We start from the raw sequence: 15,073 nt of genomic DNA, 5'->3' as shown, positions 1-15,073 counted from the left end.
ATCAGCGTGAATTAAACTGAAGCATAATATGAAAAAAATACTATTGGGCGTGTGTCTACTGGGGTGGAGTTATGGGGTTTTTGCTGCGAGTGCAGTTGAATATGTAGAAGCAATAGAACGAATTAATGCGGATTATAAAAAGGAATCGCGTCAGTTTTTAAGTGGTTTAAATCCGCAGCAACAGGGATTTAGTCCTGAGCAGAATGCAAAATTTTGTGGAATTGTAGGACGTTATGTTGATCGTTTATATCAGGCCGCTGACCAGAATCGTCCTTATCTGGATCGTCAGTTTCAAAATATGAGTAAACAGGATGTAATTGTAGAAGTGAAATCGTCTAAAGAGATGCAATTACTTAAGCGTTATCAGGTCGATTGTAATTTGCAATAAGAATACGTCAGGAACTGTCTTTGATTAAAGGCAGTTCAACGTTAAAGAGAGAATACTAGAGAGTATGGATTAAGCAAGTTGCGCTTTGATTTTGGCGGAAACTTGTGCAGGATCGGCGCGCCCGGCTATGAGCGGACGCAGAGAATTCATCACCTTACCCATATCTTTCATGCTAGTAGCTTGTTGCGCTGCAATAGCTTGCGCAATCATGGAATCAAGTTCTTCCTCAGTCATAGCTTCTGGTAGAAACTGAGACAAAATCTCAATTTCGGCTTGTTCCTTACTAGCTAAATCATCTCGGCCAGCGCCAGCAAAGGCTTTAACCGATTCTTTACGTTGTTTAATTTGTTTTTCAATGACCGCAAGAACCTGAGCGTCGTCAAGTTCTTTGCGCTCATCGACTTCGATTTGCTTAATTGCTGCCTGTAGACTACGAATGACCGTCAGCTTGGACATTTCTTTGGCACGCATTGTTGCTTTCAAAACATCCGTGATTTGGTCTTTTAAAGTCGTCATTATTTATTCCAGGCAATCAATCACAAATTAATCTTAGTAAAGGCGAGTTGTACGTACTGATTCACGCGCCAATTTCTTTTGGTAGCGTTTAACAGCAGCAGCTTTTTTGCGCTTACGTTCTTGAGTTGGTTTCTCGTAGAATTCACGCTTACGTACGTCAGCAAGAACACCCGCTTTTTCGCATGAACGTTTGAAACGACGGATAGCTACGTCTACTGGTTCGCCTTCTTTCAATTTAACTTGTGGCATGAAGAATCCTCATATCAGTTAGGGTAAGATCTCGGGCTGAATTGCCCTCAATCACAAGTGAAGGTCAGTATTTTACTCATTTACATCTCATACCACAAGTCTATAATAGTTACTGCAATAGAATTGATACAGGTTATAGGCAGTTTAATGATCGTTTTAGGCTTGGAAACGTCGTGTGATGAAACAGGACTTGCGCTGTATGACAGCGAGTTGGGTTTGCGCGGACAGGTGCTTTATAGCCAGATTAAACTGCATGCAGAATATGGCGGTGTAGTTCCAGAGCTGGCGTCACGTGATCATGTGCGTAAACTGATTCCACTCATCAATGAGCTGCTTGAACAGAGCGGCGTGAAAAAATCAGAAATTGATGCAGTCGCATATACACGTGGCCCAGGTCTGATGGGCGCACTCATGACAGGTGCATTGTTTGGTCGTACTTTGGCCTTTGCGCTGAATAAACCCGCAATTGGTGTGCATCATATGGAAGGTCATATGCTGGCACCTTTGTTGTCAGAAACTCCGCCTGAGTTTCCATTTGTTGCATTGTTGGTATCGGGTGGACATTCTCAGCTCATGGCTGCTTATGGCATTGGCCAGTATGAATTGCTCGGTGAATCCATTGATGATGCGGCAGGCGAAGCCTTTGATAAAGTCGCGAAAATGATGGGCTTGCCATATCCGGGCGGTCCGAATATCTCTAAATTGGCGGAACAGGGCGATCCAAATGCATTTGCATTCCCACGCCCAATGCTGCATCAAGGTCTGGAATTCTCATTCAGTGGTCTAAAAACGGCAGTTTCTGTACAGATGAAAAAACTGGGTGATGAAAACCGCGATGCCGACATCGCTGCCAGTTTTCAGGAAGCCATTGTCGATACTCTGGTGAAAAAGTCGGTGAAAGCATTGAAGCAAACGGGGCTTAAACGTCTGGTGATTGCGGGCGGTGTCAGTGCCAATAAGCGTTTACGTGAGCGTTTAGAAGCAGATTTAGCCAAGATCCGTGCATCTGTTTATTATGCTGAACCTGCACTCTGTACAGACAATGGTGCCATGATTGCTTTTGCGGGCTATCAGCGTTTAAAAGCAGGGCAGCATGATGGCTTGGCGGTGACCACCACACCACGCTGGCCAATGACGGAATTGACTAATCCGACTGAGGCATAGATTTCAGGCTTGAAAAAAAGAGGCTAAGGCCTCTTTTTTATTGTGAATTTTTAAATGAAAACTTATAGCAACGGTATGTTGTAAATATATAGTTTTATAGCTGTATTTAGAGCTCTTATATTCTATTGAAACTATAAAAATAGTTTAATAGCTTAAGTTGATATCATGCATATTTTTACAGGTTTGCAGCAGAGGCAATCTCGGATGGAAAATATAAATTTCAAAAGTTTTCAGGATGCTGGAGAGGCGGTGTTAAAGTTTCTGCATCAGCATTTTGGCTTTAATTTATGGATGATCACCAGGGTAGAAAGCCAAGACTGGATTGTGCTGCAAAGTGAAGATCATGGTTATGATATACGACCCGGCCAGGTGTTTCAGTGGGCTGATTCTTTTTGTTCTCATATGGTCGCAGGTAAGGCCCCGAGAATTGCACCCCGCTCTGAAGAAATTCCTTTATACGCCACAGCGCCGATTAATCAGCAGGTCTGTATAAAATCTTATATTGGTCAGCCACTCCTTAAAGAAGATGGCAGTTTGTTTGGAACGCTCTGTGCGATTGATCCAGAAACCAAATCAGAAGCTATTGTGCAAGATATACAACTGGTCGAGTTGTTGGGACAATTACTCAGTTCGATCTTGCAGGCAGAATTACGTCAGAGTGAGCAGATGAGACAGCATGAATTATTGCAGGAAGAAGCCAGTAAAGATGAATTGACCGGGCTATATAATCGTCGCGCTTGGGAAAAACTGCTGCGAGCAGAAGAAGAGCGTTGCAAGCAATATGGTCATCCCGCCGCTGTATTATTTATTGACCTGAATGACCTAAAAAAAGTGAATGATAATTTAGGTCATGATGAAGGTGACAAACTGATTCAAAATGCAGCGCAAATATTACGAGATAATGTACGGATCAATGATATTGTTGCTCGTTTGGGTGGTGATGAGTTTGTGATTCTTAGCGTGGAAAATGATGAAACGGGTACTGAAAGTTTAGTGGATCGTTTAATTAATGCCTTTGCAGCAGCAAACATTGGCGCAGCGATTGGTATGGCGATGCGTCATCCTGGTCATGGTTTATTTGCAGCGCTCGCACAAGCGGATCAGAACATGTTTGAATATAAGCGTCGGAAAAAATTCAGTGAATCCGTGACCAATCTAAAATAATCGACGCTTTAAATCTTCTGTAAATAATTAAGTATTTCATATCATAAAAATGATCATTTTATATGCTCTAAAGTCATCCTATCTTTCAATATTCTCTTTCATGGCTCTGTATAAAAGTTGAACATGATTCTCCATAAAAAGAAAATTCAATCCATCTTTAACTTAACCATTACAAATTTTATAAGCTTTGTTGCAAAGTTAATCGATCTAATTAAATGCGCTTTAATCGTGTTGAAAAGTGACTCTGGTAAGGAACAAGATTCAAATAAGCACTTCATTTCTTATGATAATTGTTGTTTGAAATATACATTAAAATTACAGAACCAAAAAATTCTTTGTTTAAAGATAAAGCGCTATCGAAGGATAAAGCTGGCTGCCAAGAAAAAACATTACCGGCAGAAATAGCATTTGAGCTATTCAGTTTCGATATGGTCAATCTTTAGTGATCACCAAATAAAAATGCAAATAAATTTTAGGGAATAAATTTTATGAAAAAGCCGATTTTTATTTTTGGACTCGCTCTTGTCTCGGGTTTAATGAGTGCCTGTGGCGGTGGTGGGGGAAGTAGCTCAGACAGTCCTACTGTCACTACACCTCCAAATGTTCCTAAGGAAAGTATTTCCCCTGAGCTTTCAGAGGAGTTTGTCCCGTTTGAAGATCAGGATATTGTAAAGAAAATTCGCGATAAAATTTCCGGAAATACCAGTAATGATACCGACTATAATGTTGCTCTAGGTCACATGATTGGAGAAGTATTCGCAGATTATCCTTATGGGCGTACTGCACGTATTATCAAAATTTATAATTTGGGCATCAATAGTATTAAATATCCAAATCTGATCTGTTCGGAAGTCAATACCACTGGTTCGGTCAAAACCCTGAAATTAAAAACAGATAAAGATAACTGTATTATTCTGGATAAAACTTACCGTAAAGGCTCAAACATTACTCAGACGGTGAATGGTGACACGACGACTTTAAGCTTTAGCAATGTCCGTTATGGTTCAAATGTAGATTTTAATCTCAAGGACGACTACCTGATTTCTGGCACAATTGTGCATCGTAAAACCAAAAATAACATGGGGCAATCCGAATCTTATCAAATCGATCAGTTGGAATTCCAGCGTATCGCCGAGACCGGTCAGGCAGGTACTTCTGGAATCGCGTTTGATACAAAGAGCAAAGAATATCTGCAGGTGCGTAATTATAATTACAGCTTGGTCGATGATTATGGCAGTGGCAGTAATGGGATTCGTACCTTAACCAGTCGTGGTACGATTATCGGTCAGCCTGATCTGGCAGATTATCGTTACAGTTTTGATTTTAATACCACGACACCATTTAAAATGGATGAAACCGTATTAAATAACTATAAGCATTTGCCAAAAGAGGGCGTGCTTAGAATTAAGGACAGCGATGATCAGGTAATTGAGGTCAAACAGAACCAGCCTGAATCATTGAAGGCTACTGTTTATTTCAATGGCAGTGAAATTGATGACCTGCTATGGTCTACCATTATCGGTGATAAACAATAATTCGAGATGTCAAAAAAGCCCTGTATTTCCAGGGCTTTTTTTATTATTGATTGGGGAGAAGTCTTTATTACAAAACTATTTTGAATAGCCGTGCTAATAAATCAGGTAACTGTAGCATCCAATAACAATTCGGCGGGATAAACCGCTTGCCATGAAGTTTTAAACTGTTTATGCACTTGGTCAATTGGGGAAGTACTGAGTTTTGCAATATTTTGCGCTTTTTGAATATTGTCGGCGCGCATATATGCAATCAAATAGTCCTGACCATGAAGTTGCAGATAAAACCAGGACTCGACATGAACCTGTTCAGCCTTAAGCGTTTCAATTACTTCGTCTTGACGTGCTTTCAAAGTACGCTGCCAGTCATGAACTTGCTGCATGTGTAAGGGCTTAAGTTGAATGAGAACTGCGCCGACATCCATAATTTTAATTTTCTTTTGAGTATCATCATTATATAAATGATTTATATGAAAAAAGCGACCTGAACCGGTCGCTTTTAAGTTGTTAAGAGGCATTTAGTTGGGTTGAACCAATCCAGTGCTTGGAAAACTGATAGGCAGCACGTCCTGAACGTTGACCGCGTGCCTGACACCAGCGTAGGGCTTCAGCACGGGTTTCTGGCGTGAGTTCCATGCCTGCCTTTTTGAGGTAATGTTCGACAATTTCCAAATACAGGTTCTGATCCATTGGATAGAAAGACAGCCATAAACCAAAGCGGTCAGACAGTGAAATTTTTTCTTCAATCGCTTCCTGAGGATGTAATTCAGTATATTGCGGCACATCAACTCGGGTAACGGGCGTATTTTCATGCATGAATTCGGGTAATAAATGACGACGGTTACTGGTCGCATAAATCACAAAATTGCTGGAACCGGACTGTAAAGAACCATCCAGAACACTCTTTAAACTGCGATAATTTTCATCTTCGGCATTAAAGGCCAGATCATCACAGTAGACAATAAACTTCTCTGGACGCTCTGCAATGAGTTGCTGAATTTGAGGCAGATCGGATAAATCATCCCGTTCGATTTCAATTAATCGTAACCCTTGATCTGCATACTCGGTGAGTAGGGCACGAACAATGGAGGATTTACCCGTACCGCGTGAACCGGTCAGTAAGACATCATTGGCAGGTAAGCCGTTTAAAAACTGCAACGTGTTCTGGATGACTTTTTCTTTTTGTCGCTCAATCCCTTTTAAATCGGCCAGTTCCATCTGTCTAAGCTGATGAATCGGTTTGAGTTCACCCTGTTGCCACTTATAGGCATGGGCAGAAAAATCAGGAATTTGTTTCAGTTCGGGCAGACTTTGCTGAAGTTGCTGCAGAACAGTCGAAAGGGCATTTAAAATATGGTCAGGTAACTCAATTTTCGCCATGATTTAACATTACAGATTTAAAATTATGGCTAAGATAGTACCATTGCAAAATTCACAGTCAAAGCCAGAAAAGTATGATAATTTGCTTAAAGTAGAGAATTTTCGTTATTGTAGAGGATAGAAAATTTGTACACATTTTCTGGCTCTGGGTACGAGGTGTATCAAGAATAAATATAGGGAAAAGGCAGATGCTGTTTAAAGATTTTACTCAGGATATGAATCCACATCAGGCCTATCGTATTAAAAAGCTCAAGCAGCAGCTGCAACAGGCTGAGTCCTATGAGGAATGGAAATATATTGCCCTGAAAATAGATGAAGAATCAGGTGCACAGGAATGGAAATTTGATAACAGTTCACCATACTTTGATGCAGAAGTGATTGCACATCGTCTGGGTAAATTACGACGCTATCGACAACAAAAGCGCACCCGTGACCTGATGTATATTTTGCGCGAAGGCCTGAGCTACGATATTGCCAACATTGCCCATCCTCTACTGTTTACCGAAGCCTATGTGGGCACTAAAAGAATTATTGAAGATTATGTCGAAGAAGTCAGCCAAGGCTTAGCCTATATTGCTTCAATAGACTGTACCTGTCTCAGTATGGAAGAAAAAATCGAATATTTTCAGCATTGTCAGCGCGCCTATGGCCAGCCAGCCCTGATGTTTTCCGGTGGTTCGACGCTGGGTCTGTTTCATACTGGTGTATGCAAAGCCTTAATGGAGCAGGACTTGTTGCCGAAGGTAATGTCCGGTTCAAGTGCGGGTGCCATCATGACCGCCATGTTAGGTGTATCCAAACCTTCGCAATATATTGATATTTTGAAAGGCCATAATTTCTTTCATGAGGCTTTTCATTTTCGCACCATGAGTGAATTGATGAAAGGCAATGGTGGTCTGGCGGATGTAAAATATCTGAAAAAATTTCTAGTCGAAAATCTGGGTGATCTGACCTTCGAAGAAGCGCTTAAAACCTCAGGTCTGCATATCAATATTGCGGTTGCGCCTTATGATGCTGGACAGGATGCACGCATTTTAAATGCCTATACTTCTCCGGATTTACTGGTCTGGAGTGCAGTACTGGCTTCTTGTGCGGTGCCGATTCTGTTTCCACCGGTTCGTTTGACCAGTAAGCGCTATGATGGTCAATATACGCCTTATATGGGTTCAACCCACTGGGTAGATGGCAGTGTACGGAGTGATTTCCCACAGGAAAAAATGGCGCGCCTGTATAATATCAATTATACCATTGCCAGTCAGACCAACCCGCATATCGTGCCATTTATGCAGGATGATATTTCACGTTTCCGTAAAGGTACTTTGAGCTGGCCACAACGGATTGTTCGCCGTCAAGGCGCGGTGATTACCAAAGGAATGATGGATTTTGCCAGAGAGCATGCCGGAAGCTTGCCTCCTGTACGCCGTCTGCTGGATCATGGCTATGGTGTGGTGGATCAGCGTTATTATGGTGATGTGAATATTGTCGGTAAATATAGCCTGCGCCACTATAGCTATATGTTGCAAAATCCGCGGCCGTATCTGTTTAAAATTTTACAGCGTGAAGGCGAGCGTGCCACATGGCCGAAAATTTCCCTCATTGAGACTCAGGAACGGGTCGGGAAAACTATTCAGCATTGTCTGGAGCTGCTAAATTATCAGCATACACTTAATCCAATACCTGAATACATTGCCACGACTTAATTTAGATCATCTCGATATTTCTGATTTTGAACTACGAACCAAAGCCCGTAGTCTGGGTTTTGGTCGGCGTCTTTATTATGCCAAGGGAAATGCGCTCTGGCTAAAAACCCAGATATCGCATAGATCTGATAGTTTAATATCATCTCCACATGCTGAACTAGGCTGGCAACATGAGCTGGATTTTTATCAGGCTCATGCCAGCTCAGGTGATCTAAATTTTTTCCTTCCACATCAAATTATTCAACAGCCTTTCAAGATCAATCATGAACAATTTGAGCAGGCCTTAATTCTGGTCGATGCGCCGGCGCATTTTCAGATCATGCCGCATCAGCAATCCATCACGCAAATTCGGCAACATTTGCTGCAAGCTGTGGAGCCTTTAATCTGCCTGCAAGAATTGGGTTATTTGCATGCCGATTTAAAGCAGGAACATTTTGTAAATAATCAGGGCAGGGTCTGCCTGCTTGATTTTGAGCATGTCCAAATACTCCATCAGAATGACCTGCATGAACTGAATGCGACACCGCGTTATATGGCGCCGGAACTGTTCCAAGGCCAAGCCAAGAGCCTACAAAGTGAAGTTTATGCTTTGGGTGTTATTTTTTATGAGTGGTTGAGTGGTCAGCGTTTACAGGCGACAGATTATCTGGATTGGGCCTTTTTGCATTGTCAGCGTCTGAAAGTTGAGTTACCGCAGCACTTACAGGCTTTTCAAGGCTTATTAGAAGAAATGTTAAGTAAGCAGAAGCAGCATAGATTGGTCGATTTTCAAGCTGTGAAAGACTGCTTAATGACTGAAATTGAATGAGAAAAATACAATAAAACTTGAATTGTTTCTTATTTAATCAAACGAGTGTTTTTTTATGATAAACGGCTTGTCAGCCGGAAATGATCTCTATAATATACACAGCCATTGGGGACGTGGCGAAATTGGTAGACGCACTGGATTTAGGTTCCAGCGCCGCGAGGTGTGAGAGTTCGAGTCTCTCCGTCCCCACCAATCGATATTTGGGAAACTGAATATTGGGTGGAAGTAGAGGATTGGTGTAATGGTAGCATGACGGTCTCCAAAACCGTTCGTCAAGGTTCGAATCCTTGATCCTCTGCCAAAGTTTGAAAAAAATCCAACGCTAAGTTGGTACCCTGATGGGGACGTGGCGAAATTGGTAGACGCACTGGATTTAGGTTCCAGCGCCGCGAGGTGTGAGAGTTCGAGTCTCTCCGTCCCCACCATCATATTAAAGCAAGGCAAATGCCTTGCTTTTTTATTGCCTGAAATTTGAGGTCGGTTTTTTTAGTACCAGATTTTTGCTGTCAAGATTAATGAATTACAATGCATTCAGGATTTCACTTCTTAAGTGAATGATCAGGCAAGGGTGGGGCCTTAGCAAATTTCATTGTATTGCTGCAAGAATTCATGCGATCTCTATATTCAATAATTTAAATGTCATATGAATCAGTCCCATGGTGTCTATCAATTTTATATATTGGTCTAAATAGAGCAGTATTTGCTCAATAGGGAATTAACTGATTAATTTTTGATATAAAAGTATTTAGCTTTTTATAGAACTACTTGTGAATCAGGTCTGATCGCTATAATATACACAGCCATGGGGATATGGCGGAATTGGTAGACGCACTGTGTTCAGGTCGCAGCGCCTTCTGGGCGTGAGAGTTCGAGTCTCTCTATCCCCACCATCATATTAAAGCAAGGCGAGTGCCTTGCTTTTTTATTGCCTGAAATTTGGCAAAGCCGTTGTATTTATGCTGTGTTGTATTCTGATTCCATGCACTGCTTCAAAAATAATTTATGAATAATAGTTTCAGTATTTTGAATGCTCATGTTGATCAAGATTAGAAATTTATTTGAGTTTTAATTTGAAATGTTGGAATTGAATCGAAATGATTAAAAATAACGGATGGGCAGTCATATCTTCAAATCAATCAAATTTTCGACATAAATTTTATAAAAAATTAAACTAACTGTTTATTTTATAGCGGAATAGATTGTGATTGCTTGTAAAATCGCTTGTCAATGCCGGTCTATCTCTATAATATACACAGCCATTGGGGACGTGGCGAAATTGGTAGACGCACTGGATTTAGGTTCCAGCGCCGCGAGGTGTGAGAGTTCGAGTCTCTCCGTCCCCACCAATCGATATTTGGGAAACTGAATATTGGGTGGAAGTAGAGGATTGGTGTAATGGTAGCATGACGGTCTCCAAAACCGTTCGTCAAGGTTCGAATCCTTGATCCTCTGCCAAAGTTTGAAAAAAATCCAACGCTAAGTTGGTACCCTGATGGGGACGTGGCGAAATTGGTAGACGCACTGGATTTAGGTTCCAGCGCCGCGAGGTGTGAGAGTTCGAGTCTCTCCGTCCCCACCATCATATTAAAGCAAGGCAAATGCCTTGCTTTTTTATTGCCTCAAATTTACTAAACAAAGAAAAGCCCATCGAAATGGGCTGAATAACTGGAGAATAGCGCTGTTGAATCAGTGGAAAGATTAATTTATTTTTCTTCTCTTAAATAGAAGCAATCAGGCTTTTAAATGATCTTCAAATTCCTCGCCTAACTGTAGTGCCAGAGCATTACCTGCCAGATCACAGGTCACCAGGCCATATTCTTTCTTGAAGCTGAAACTGAAACCACGATCATCCGCCAGGGTGCGTACCGAATATCCCAATTTTTCTAACCATAGTCGAAATGCAATCAAATTTTTCGCTTTAACCACTTTTTTCACGAGATCACTCCTTCATCATTGTTAAATCTTAAATAAGGGTGAAAAATTATCTTTTAAAGGGCAAATGCCTTTATTTAAATTAATTTAAATGAATTTGTGTATATAGTGAACATCGGTTGATTAAGAAAAAATCAATTTAAACGCTAAGTAAATGATTTTTCTCATATTGAATAGGTTGTAACTAAATATTAAGTTTTTATAAGCTATAAATTTGGATAATTAATTTTCTAATTCAATAGCTTATTAGTGAACCAGGTTATTTTCTAATTTTATCAACCGTATGAAATAGAAAATTTCAGTTCTACAATGAGAAAATTAAAATCCAATCGACTTATTTATTAAAAGAATACCGGCTGCTGGTTTTCTGATCTTTAACCTCATTTGCATGCTTTATACTGTCTGAAATGTAATTCTAAAACTGAATACTCGTACCATGACTGAACTGACCATTGAACACTATGTGAATCAGAAAATTAAATTGATGCAACAGCAGGGACTTGAGCCGGTTGCTGTGATGTTGGGACATGAAGACTGGTTGAGCTTTAGTGTTCAGTCGAAAGTGACCTATACGCCTTTTGGCAGTGCCCGTCGTTATCAGCCTGCTTTAGGTGGCTTGCTACTGGTACGTATTGATGAAATGCAGGAGGTGCGTGTCGTTACTCAAGGTGAACTGGATACTTATGCACAAAGTAACCAGATTCTTTAACATTGCTTCATGCGACAGATACGTTGTCAGTTTTAGTAAATAGAATCCAAGAAACTAGTTAATGCTATCCTACATATCATCATTCGGGATCGACATGGCCAATGTCACTTTTAAAGTTGAACGACAGAACTAATGTCATGCTCTGAAAGCAGATATTTCATTTCTATTTTGGTTTAAAGTTTAATTTCGAATAATGCCCATTATATTAAATGGGTGCAAATGAGAGAGGGTATCTAAATCTCACTTGTCAAAAATAGACAGTATAGACAGTGAATCGTTCATGAAGTAAATGGTTAAATATCCTAATACTACAGCCATATCAGGATAATAATTCCTGCTGCCCAACGGTTTATAGGCCTTTCAACTAAGGTTTCTGCAAGAATTCTACAATCATCTATAATGTTTTGTGGGGTAAGCTTGATAACTAATAAAATACCTAAAGGTACAACAATAATATCGTCTAAATACCCAAGTACGGGAATAAAATCTGGAATTAAATCAATTGGTGAGAAGGCATAGGCAGCAATAATTAAAGCTAAAAACTTTATAGAATTGGGCGTTCGCTTGTCTTTTGCAATAAGCCAAACAACCAAGATATCTTTTTTAATTGATTTAGCCCATTGTTTGATTCTTTGATACATAGCAAATATTAAAAGAACTATAGAGATTTAATCATAAGAGAGTTTTCTTAAAACAATATAGATTTTTATTATCCTATTACGATTTTCTAGAATTAACATAATACACGTTATCCGAAATTCTATTTTTTATTATATATAAATCATATCTTTATAGTTTTTTAAAAGCCCAATTCAAGTAAATTGGGCTTTTTAAATAATTTATTAGGTTCCATGTTGATTATTTAAGCAATGTTCCGTGAATTTATTTAATTTTAATAAACATCATCCTATTTTTTGTGAGTCATTATTTCATATGTTAGAACTGAAATTGGTTCCTAAAAAATAGGGGACGTGGTTGATTATAAGAAAGGAAAAATGGCACAGAAAGACATTTTTTAGATGGAGGTTCAACTTACTCCGACTTGTGTAAAAGTTGTACGTGCCTTTCAATGACATTCTATGCATCGCAAATGAAAAAAAAGTGAGTCGGCTGAAGATTGATCTTCAGCTTTGAATCCCGTTTAAAACTGATCTTTGAGAGTTCTTAAGCGCTGGAATTCTTCCACGCTTTCTGCACGTAGAAAAGGATTGGTTTGCAATTCATCTTCAATACTACTTGGCAGCGTGCACTGGCCTACCATACGCAAACGCTCAATCTGCTCGAAGCGTTCCAGAATCGCTGGATTGTCTGGTTCGACATGCTTGGCAAACTGGGCATTCGATAAGGTGTATTCATGGGTGCAATAGACTTGGGTGCGCGGTGGCAAGGCGGCCAGACGGGACAGAGAATGATACATCTGTGAATAGGTGCCTTCAAAAACCCGGCCACAGCCCATGGCAAATAAGGTATCACCGCAGAAAAGCACATCAATAGCATCAATAAAATACACAATATGGCCGAGGGTATGCCCGGGTACAGCAATCACCTGGATATCTATTCCATAAAAATTAAAATGTTCTTCATGCCCAAGCGGATGGGTGATAAACGGAATTTTACTTAGTTCCGCCCGTGGGCCATACACGGGCAGATTTTGTCCCTGGATCAGTCCCGGCACACCGCCAATATGATCTTTATGCCAGTGAGTCAGCCAGATTTGGCTTACAGTTAAACCGTGTTCAGCACAATAGTCTTGTACCAATTCTGCTTCGGTTGGATCAATCACAGCCACCTGATGCGACGCAGTATGTTCAAGCAACCAGATATAATTTTGCAGTGAATTCTGGACATCAATACAGTGAATTTTAAAAGGCATCATAGCGCATCAGACCAAATGAAGATTAAAGATAAAGTAGCATAATTTCGGATGCTCTGGGGCTGGCTGATATTATCTATTCATCCGCAATTATTTTCATTTATGCTAAATTTGAAAAATTTATGATTCCGGATCATCAATGCTCACCGCATTGCCGATGGTGTAAAAATGCCCGCCGGCTACATGATGAATACTTTTCCACTCTTCATCCACTTCATGATAATGCCAGTGGCCGTCGCGGAAGACCCGATCATCGGCATAGGCTGCAATCACCTTGCCTATAAACAGGTCATGCATTTGCTGGTTATGCGGCTCAGGAATCATCTCGCAGAGTATCCAGGCCGCACAGCCTTGTACTACAGGAATATCAGCATCAGGAAAATGAAATAGTTCTACTCCGGATTGTGCCAGTTTGTCAGGCACATCATGCAGGCTCTGCGTACCCAGACGATAGACCATATTCAGTTGTTTCAATGTTGGAATTTGCAGCGCGAAATAACCTGAATTTTCAATAATATTTCGGGTTTTGGTGCTTTTATCCAGAACCACAGTCACTTTTGCGGGGCTGAATTCCAATGCGCATGCCCAGGCTGCTGCCATAACATCTGTATCCTGCTGATCTTGAGCAGATACCAGTACAGTAGGGCCATGGGTAATCAGACGATAAGCTTTTTCTAAGGGAACGCTTTGAATATGGGAGTTTGTCATGCAGCACCATTTGCTCTATTTATTTACTAGGCCAGATTAATGAGATCATTAACATATTCAAGTTCATTCTTGCAAAAAAGCTTTTAAACTAGAGATCGTTATATTCAGGAATTCAAAAAATGAAAATGTACCAGGTCGATGCGTTTACCACGGAACTGTTTAAAGGCAATCCTGCAGCCGTGATTGTGCTGGATGAATGGCTCGAAGATGGTCTGATGCAAAATATCGCCTTGGAAAATAATCTGTCCGAAACGGCTTTTGTTAAAGTCATCGATAGCGATAATTATGCCATCCGCTGGTTTACGCCAACCAAGGAAGTGGATTTTTGTGGTCATGCGACATTGGCCAGCAGCTTTGTACTATTCAATCAATTTGATACGGGGAAAACGATTCATTTTCATGTGAAAGATTTTGGCATCTTTGTGGTCCGGCAGGATGCGGATGGCAAGATCAGAATGAACTTTCCAATCCGTCGTGCAGAGCCTGTTGCTGAATATCCTGAGGCCTTAAGACAGGCCTTGAGCAAACCGTTTAAACAGGTTTATCTGAATGCACAGGGCTATATTATTGAATATGAATCGGTACAGGATGTGCTGGATGAAACGCCTGATTTTGAATTGTTGAAACAGTTGAATGGTAAGCGTACTGCGATTACTGCTCAGAATACCTATTTAGATGTCGCAATTACTTCACAAGATACGCAATACGACTGTATTTCACGTTATTTTGCACCGAGTAATGGCATCAATGAAGATCCGGTAACAGGTTCAATTCACACCGGAATTGCGCCGCTGTGGGCCGAGAAACTCGGTAAAAATGAATTAGTCGCCTATCAGGCATCAGCACGTGGTGGCGTGCTGTATTGTGCCTTGCAAGATCAGGAACGAATTGAAATTTCCGGTTATGGAAAATTATATATGCAGGCTGAAATCTATCTTTAATTTTTTAAT

General features: G+C 40.6%; 16 protein-coding genes and 7 tRNA genes. 15 read left to right on the top strand and 8 right to left on the bottom strand.

Going from position 1 to position 15,073, the window contains the following annotated elements; all coding sequences use genetic code 11:
- Window positions 1–28: 28 nt before the first annotated feature.
- Window positions 29–388, top strand: a complete 360-nt coding sequence (locus NI470_RS08125; RefSeq protein ID WP_004646616.1) for a hypothetical protein — start codon at window positions 29–31, stop codon at window positions 386–388.
- Between the two features lie 69 nt (window positions 389–457).
- On the opposite strand, the gene NI470_RS08120 is transcribed toward NI470_RS08125, so the two are convergent.
- Complete coding sequence (locus NI470_RS08120) at window positions 458–904, bottom strand: GatB/YqeY domain-containing protein (protein ID WP_004280076.1); 447 nt, start codon at window positions 902–904, stop codon at window positions 458–460.
- A 33-nt stretch (window positions 905–937) separates the two neighbouring features.
- Window positions 938–1,153 (bottom strand): 30S ribosomal protein S21, encoded by a 216-nt coding sequence (rpsU, locus tag NI470_RS08115; protein ID WP_001136722.1) that lies wholly within the window; start codon window positions 1,151–1,153, stop codon window positions 938–940.
- 147 nt (window positions 1,154–1,300) lie between these two features.
- On the opposite strand from rpsU, the gene tsaD reads away from it, so the two are divergent.
- The 3 genes from tsaD (at window position 1,301) to NI470_RS08100 (ending at window position 5,016) form a co-directional block, all read left to right on the top strand.
- Window positions 1,301–2,317, top strand: a complete 1,017-nt coding sequence (tsaD, locus tag NI470_RS08110; RefSeq protein WP_004280030.1) for a tRNA (adenosine(37)-N6)-threonylcarbamoyltransferase complex transferase subunit TsaD — start codon at window positions 1,301–1,303, stop codon at window positions 2,315–2,317.
- Between the two features lie 204 nt (window positions 2,318–2,521).
- Window positions 2,522–3,481: a sensor domain-containing diguanylate cyclase gene (locus NI470_RS08105; protein WP_253148142.1), complete on the top strand. Its 960-nt coding sequence runs from the start codon at window positions 2,522–2,524 to the stop codon at window positions 3,479–3,481.
- 488 nt (window positions 3,482–3,969) lie between these two features.
- The gene (locus NI470_RS08100; protein WP_253148143.1) at window positions 3,970–5,016 is read left to right on the top strand and encodes a hypothetical protein; all 1,047 of its coding nucleotides are present in this window, start codon (window positions 3,970–3,972) and stop codon (window positions 5,014–5,016) included.
- Window positions 5,017–5,117: 101 nt separating this feature from the next.
- Here NI470_RS08100 and NI470_RS08095 read toward each other — a convergent pair whose 3' ends face one another.
- A complete protein-coding gene (locus NI470_RS08095) occupies window positions 5,118–5,531 on the bottom strand; it encodes a DUF6176 family protein (protein ID WP_253148144.1) in 414 nt (137 codons plus the stop codon).
- A complete protein-coding gene (locus tag NI470_RS08090) occupies window positions 5,521–6,393 on the bottom strand; it encodes an ATP-binding protein (protein ID WP_180038878.1) in 873 nt (290 codons plus the stop codon). Before NI470_RS08090 ends, NI470_RS08095 begins: the two co-directional genes overlap by 11 nt.
- Window positions 6,394–6,581: 188 nt before the next feature.
- Here NI470_RS08090 and NI470_RS08085 point away from each other — a divergent pair, with 188 nt between their 5' ends.
- The 9 genes from NI470_RS08085 to NI470_RS08045 all read left to right on the top strand — a co-directional run bounded on the left by NI470_RS08085 (window position 6,582) and on the right by NI470_RS08045 (window position 10,480).
- Entirely contained in the window at window positions 6,582–8,093 is a 1,512-nt protein-coding gene (locus tag NI470_RS08085; protein ID WP_253148145.1) for a DUF3336 domain-containing protein, read from the top strand.
- Window positions 8,080–8,901 carry a protein kinase domain-containing protein gene (locus NI470_RS08080; RefSeq protein ID WP_253148146.1) on the top strand — a complete coding sequence of 274 codons (822 nt, stop codon included), beginning with the start codon at window positions 8,080–8,082 and terminating at the stop codon, window positions 8,899–8,901. The genes NI470_RS08085 and NI470_RS08080 overlap by 14 nt, the downstream gene beginning before the upstream one ends.
- 107 nt (window positions 8,902–9,008) lie before the next feature.
- Window positions 9,009–9,093: transfer RNA gene (locus NI470_RS08075), tRNA-Leu, on the top strand.
- 35 nt (window positions 9,094–9,128) lie between these two features.
- Window positions 9,129–9,202: transfer RNA gene (locus tag NI470_RS08070), tRNA-Trp, on the top strand.
- Between the two features lie 39 nt (window positions 9,203–9,241).
- Window positions 9,242–9,326, top strand: a tRNA-Leu gene (locus NI470_RS08065).
- Window positions 9,327–9,705: 379 nt separating this feature from the next.
- Window positions 9,706–9,791, top strand: a tRNA-Leu gene (locus NI470_RS08060).
- Window positions 9,792–10,162: 371 nt separating this feature from the next.
- A tRNA-Leu gene (locus NI470_RS08055) sits at window positions 10,163–10,247 on the top strand.
- Window positions 10,248–10,282: 35 nt separating this feature from the next.
- A tRNA-Trp gene (locus tag NI470_RS08050) sits at window positions 10,283–10,356 on the top strand.
- Window positions 10,357–10,395: 39 nt separating this feature from the next.
- Window positions 10,396–10,480: transfer RNA gene (locus NI470_RS08045), tRNA-Leu, on the top strand.
- Between the two features lie 152 nt (window positions 10,481–10,632).
- On the opposite strand, the gene NI470_RS08040 is transcribed toward NI470_RS08045, so the two are convergent.
- Window positions 10,633–10,836: a hypothetical protein gene (locus NI470_RS08040; RefSeq protein WP_004280022.1), complete on the bottom strand. Its 204-nt coding sequence runs from the start codon at window positions 10,834–10,836 to the stop codon at window positions 10,633–10,635.
- A 433-nt stretch (window positions 10,837–11,269) separates the two neighbouring features.
- Here NI470_RS08040 and NI470_RS08035 point away from each other — a divergent pair, with 433 nt between their 5' ends.
- Window positions 11,270–11,542, top strand: a complete 273-nt coding sequence (locus NI470_RS08035; RefSeq protein ID WP_005246729.1) for a hypothetical protein — start codon at window positions 11,270–11,272, stop codon at window positions 11,540–11,542.
- A gap of 308 nt (window positions 11,543–11,850) precedes the next feature.
- On the opposite strand, the gene NI470_RS08030 is transcribed toward NI470_RS08035, so the two are convergent.
- The 3 genes from NI470_RS08030 to NI470_RS08020 form a co-directional block, all read right to left on the bottom strand.
- The gene (locus NI470_RS08030; protein ID WP_253148147.1) at window positions 11,851–12,183 is read right to left on the bottom strand and encodes a YkvA family protein; all 333 of its coding nucleotides are present in this window, start codon (window positions 12,181–12,183) and stop codon (window positions 11,851–11,853) included.
- 500 nt (window positions 12,184–12,683) lie between these two features.
- Window positions 12,684–13,418 carry a hydroxyacylglutathione hydrolase gene (gene gloB, locus NI470_RS08025; protein ID WP_253148148.1) on the bottom strand — a complete coding sequence of 245 codons (735 nt, stop codon included), beginning with the start codon at window positions 13,416–13,418 and terminating at the stop codon, window positions 12,684–12,686.
- Window positions 13,419–13,535: 117 nt separating this feature from the next.
- Window positions 13,536–14,123 carry a flavin reductase family protein gene (locus tag NI470_RS08020; RefSeq protein WP_253148149.1) on the bottom strand — a complete coding sequence of 196 codons (588 nt, stop codon included), beginning with the start codon at window positions 14,121–14,123 and terminating at the stop codon, window positions 13,536–13,538.
- Window positions 14,124–14,242: 119 nt separating this feature from the next.
- On the opposite strand from NI470_RS08020, the gene NI470_RS08015 reads away from it, so the two are divergent.
- Window positions 14,243–15,064, top strand: a complete 822-nt coding sequence (locus tag NI470_RS08015) for a PhzF family phenazine biosynthesis protein (RefSeq protein ID WP_253148150.1) — start codon at window positions 14,243–14,245, stop codon at window positions 15,062–15,064.
- Window positions 15,065–15,073: the final 9 nt, after the last annotated feature.

This window comes from Acinetobacter lwoffii (genome assembly GCF_024129115.1).
In the GTDB taxonomy this organism is placed as follows: Bacteria; Pseudomonadota; Gammaproteobacteria; order Pseudomonadales; family Moraxellaceae; genus Acinetobacter; species Acinetobacter lwoffii_T.
This window is presented reverse-complemented; position numbering and strand designations above follow the sequence as displayed.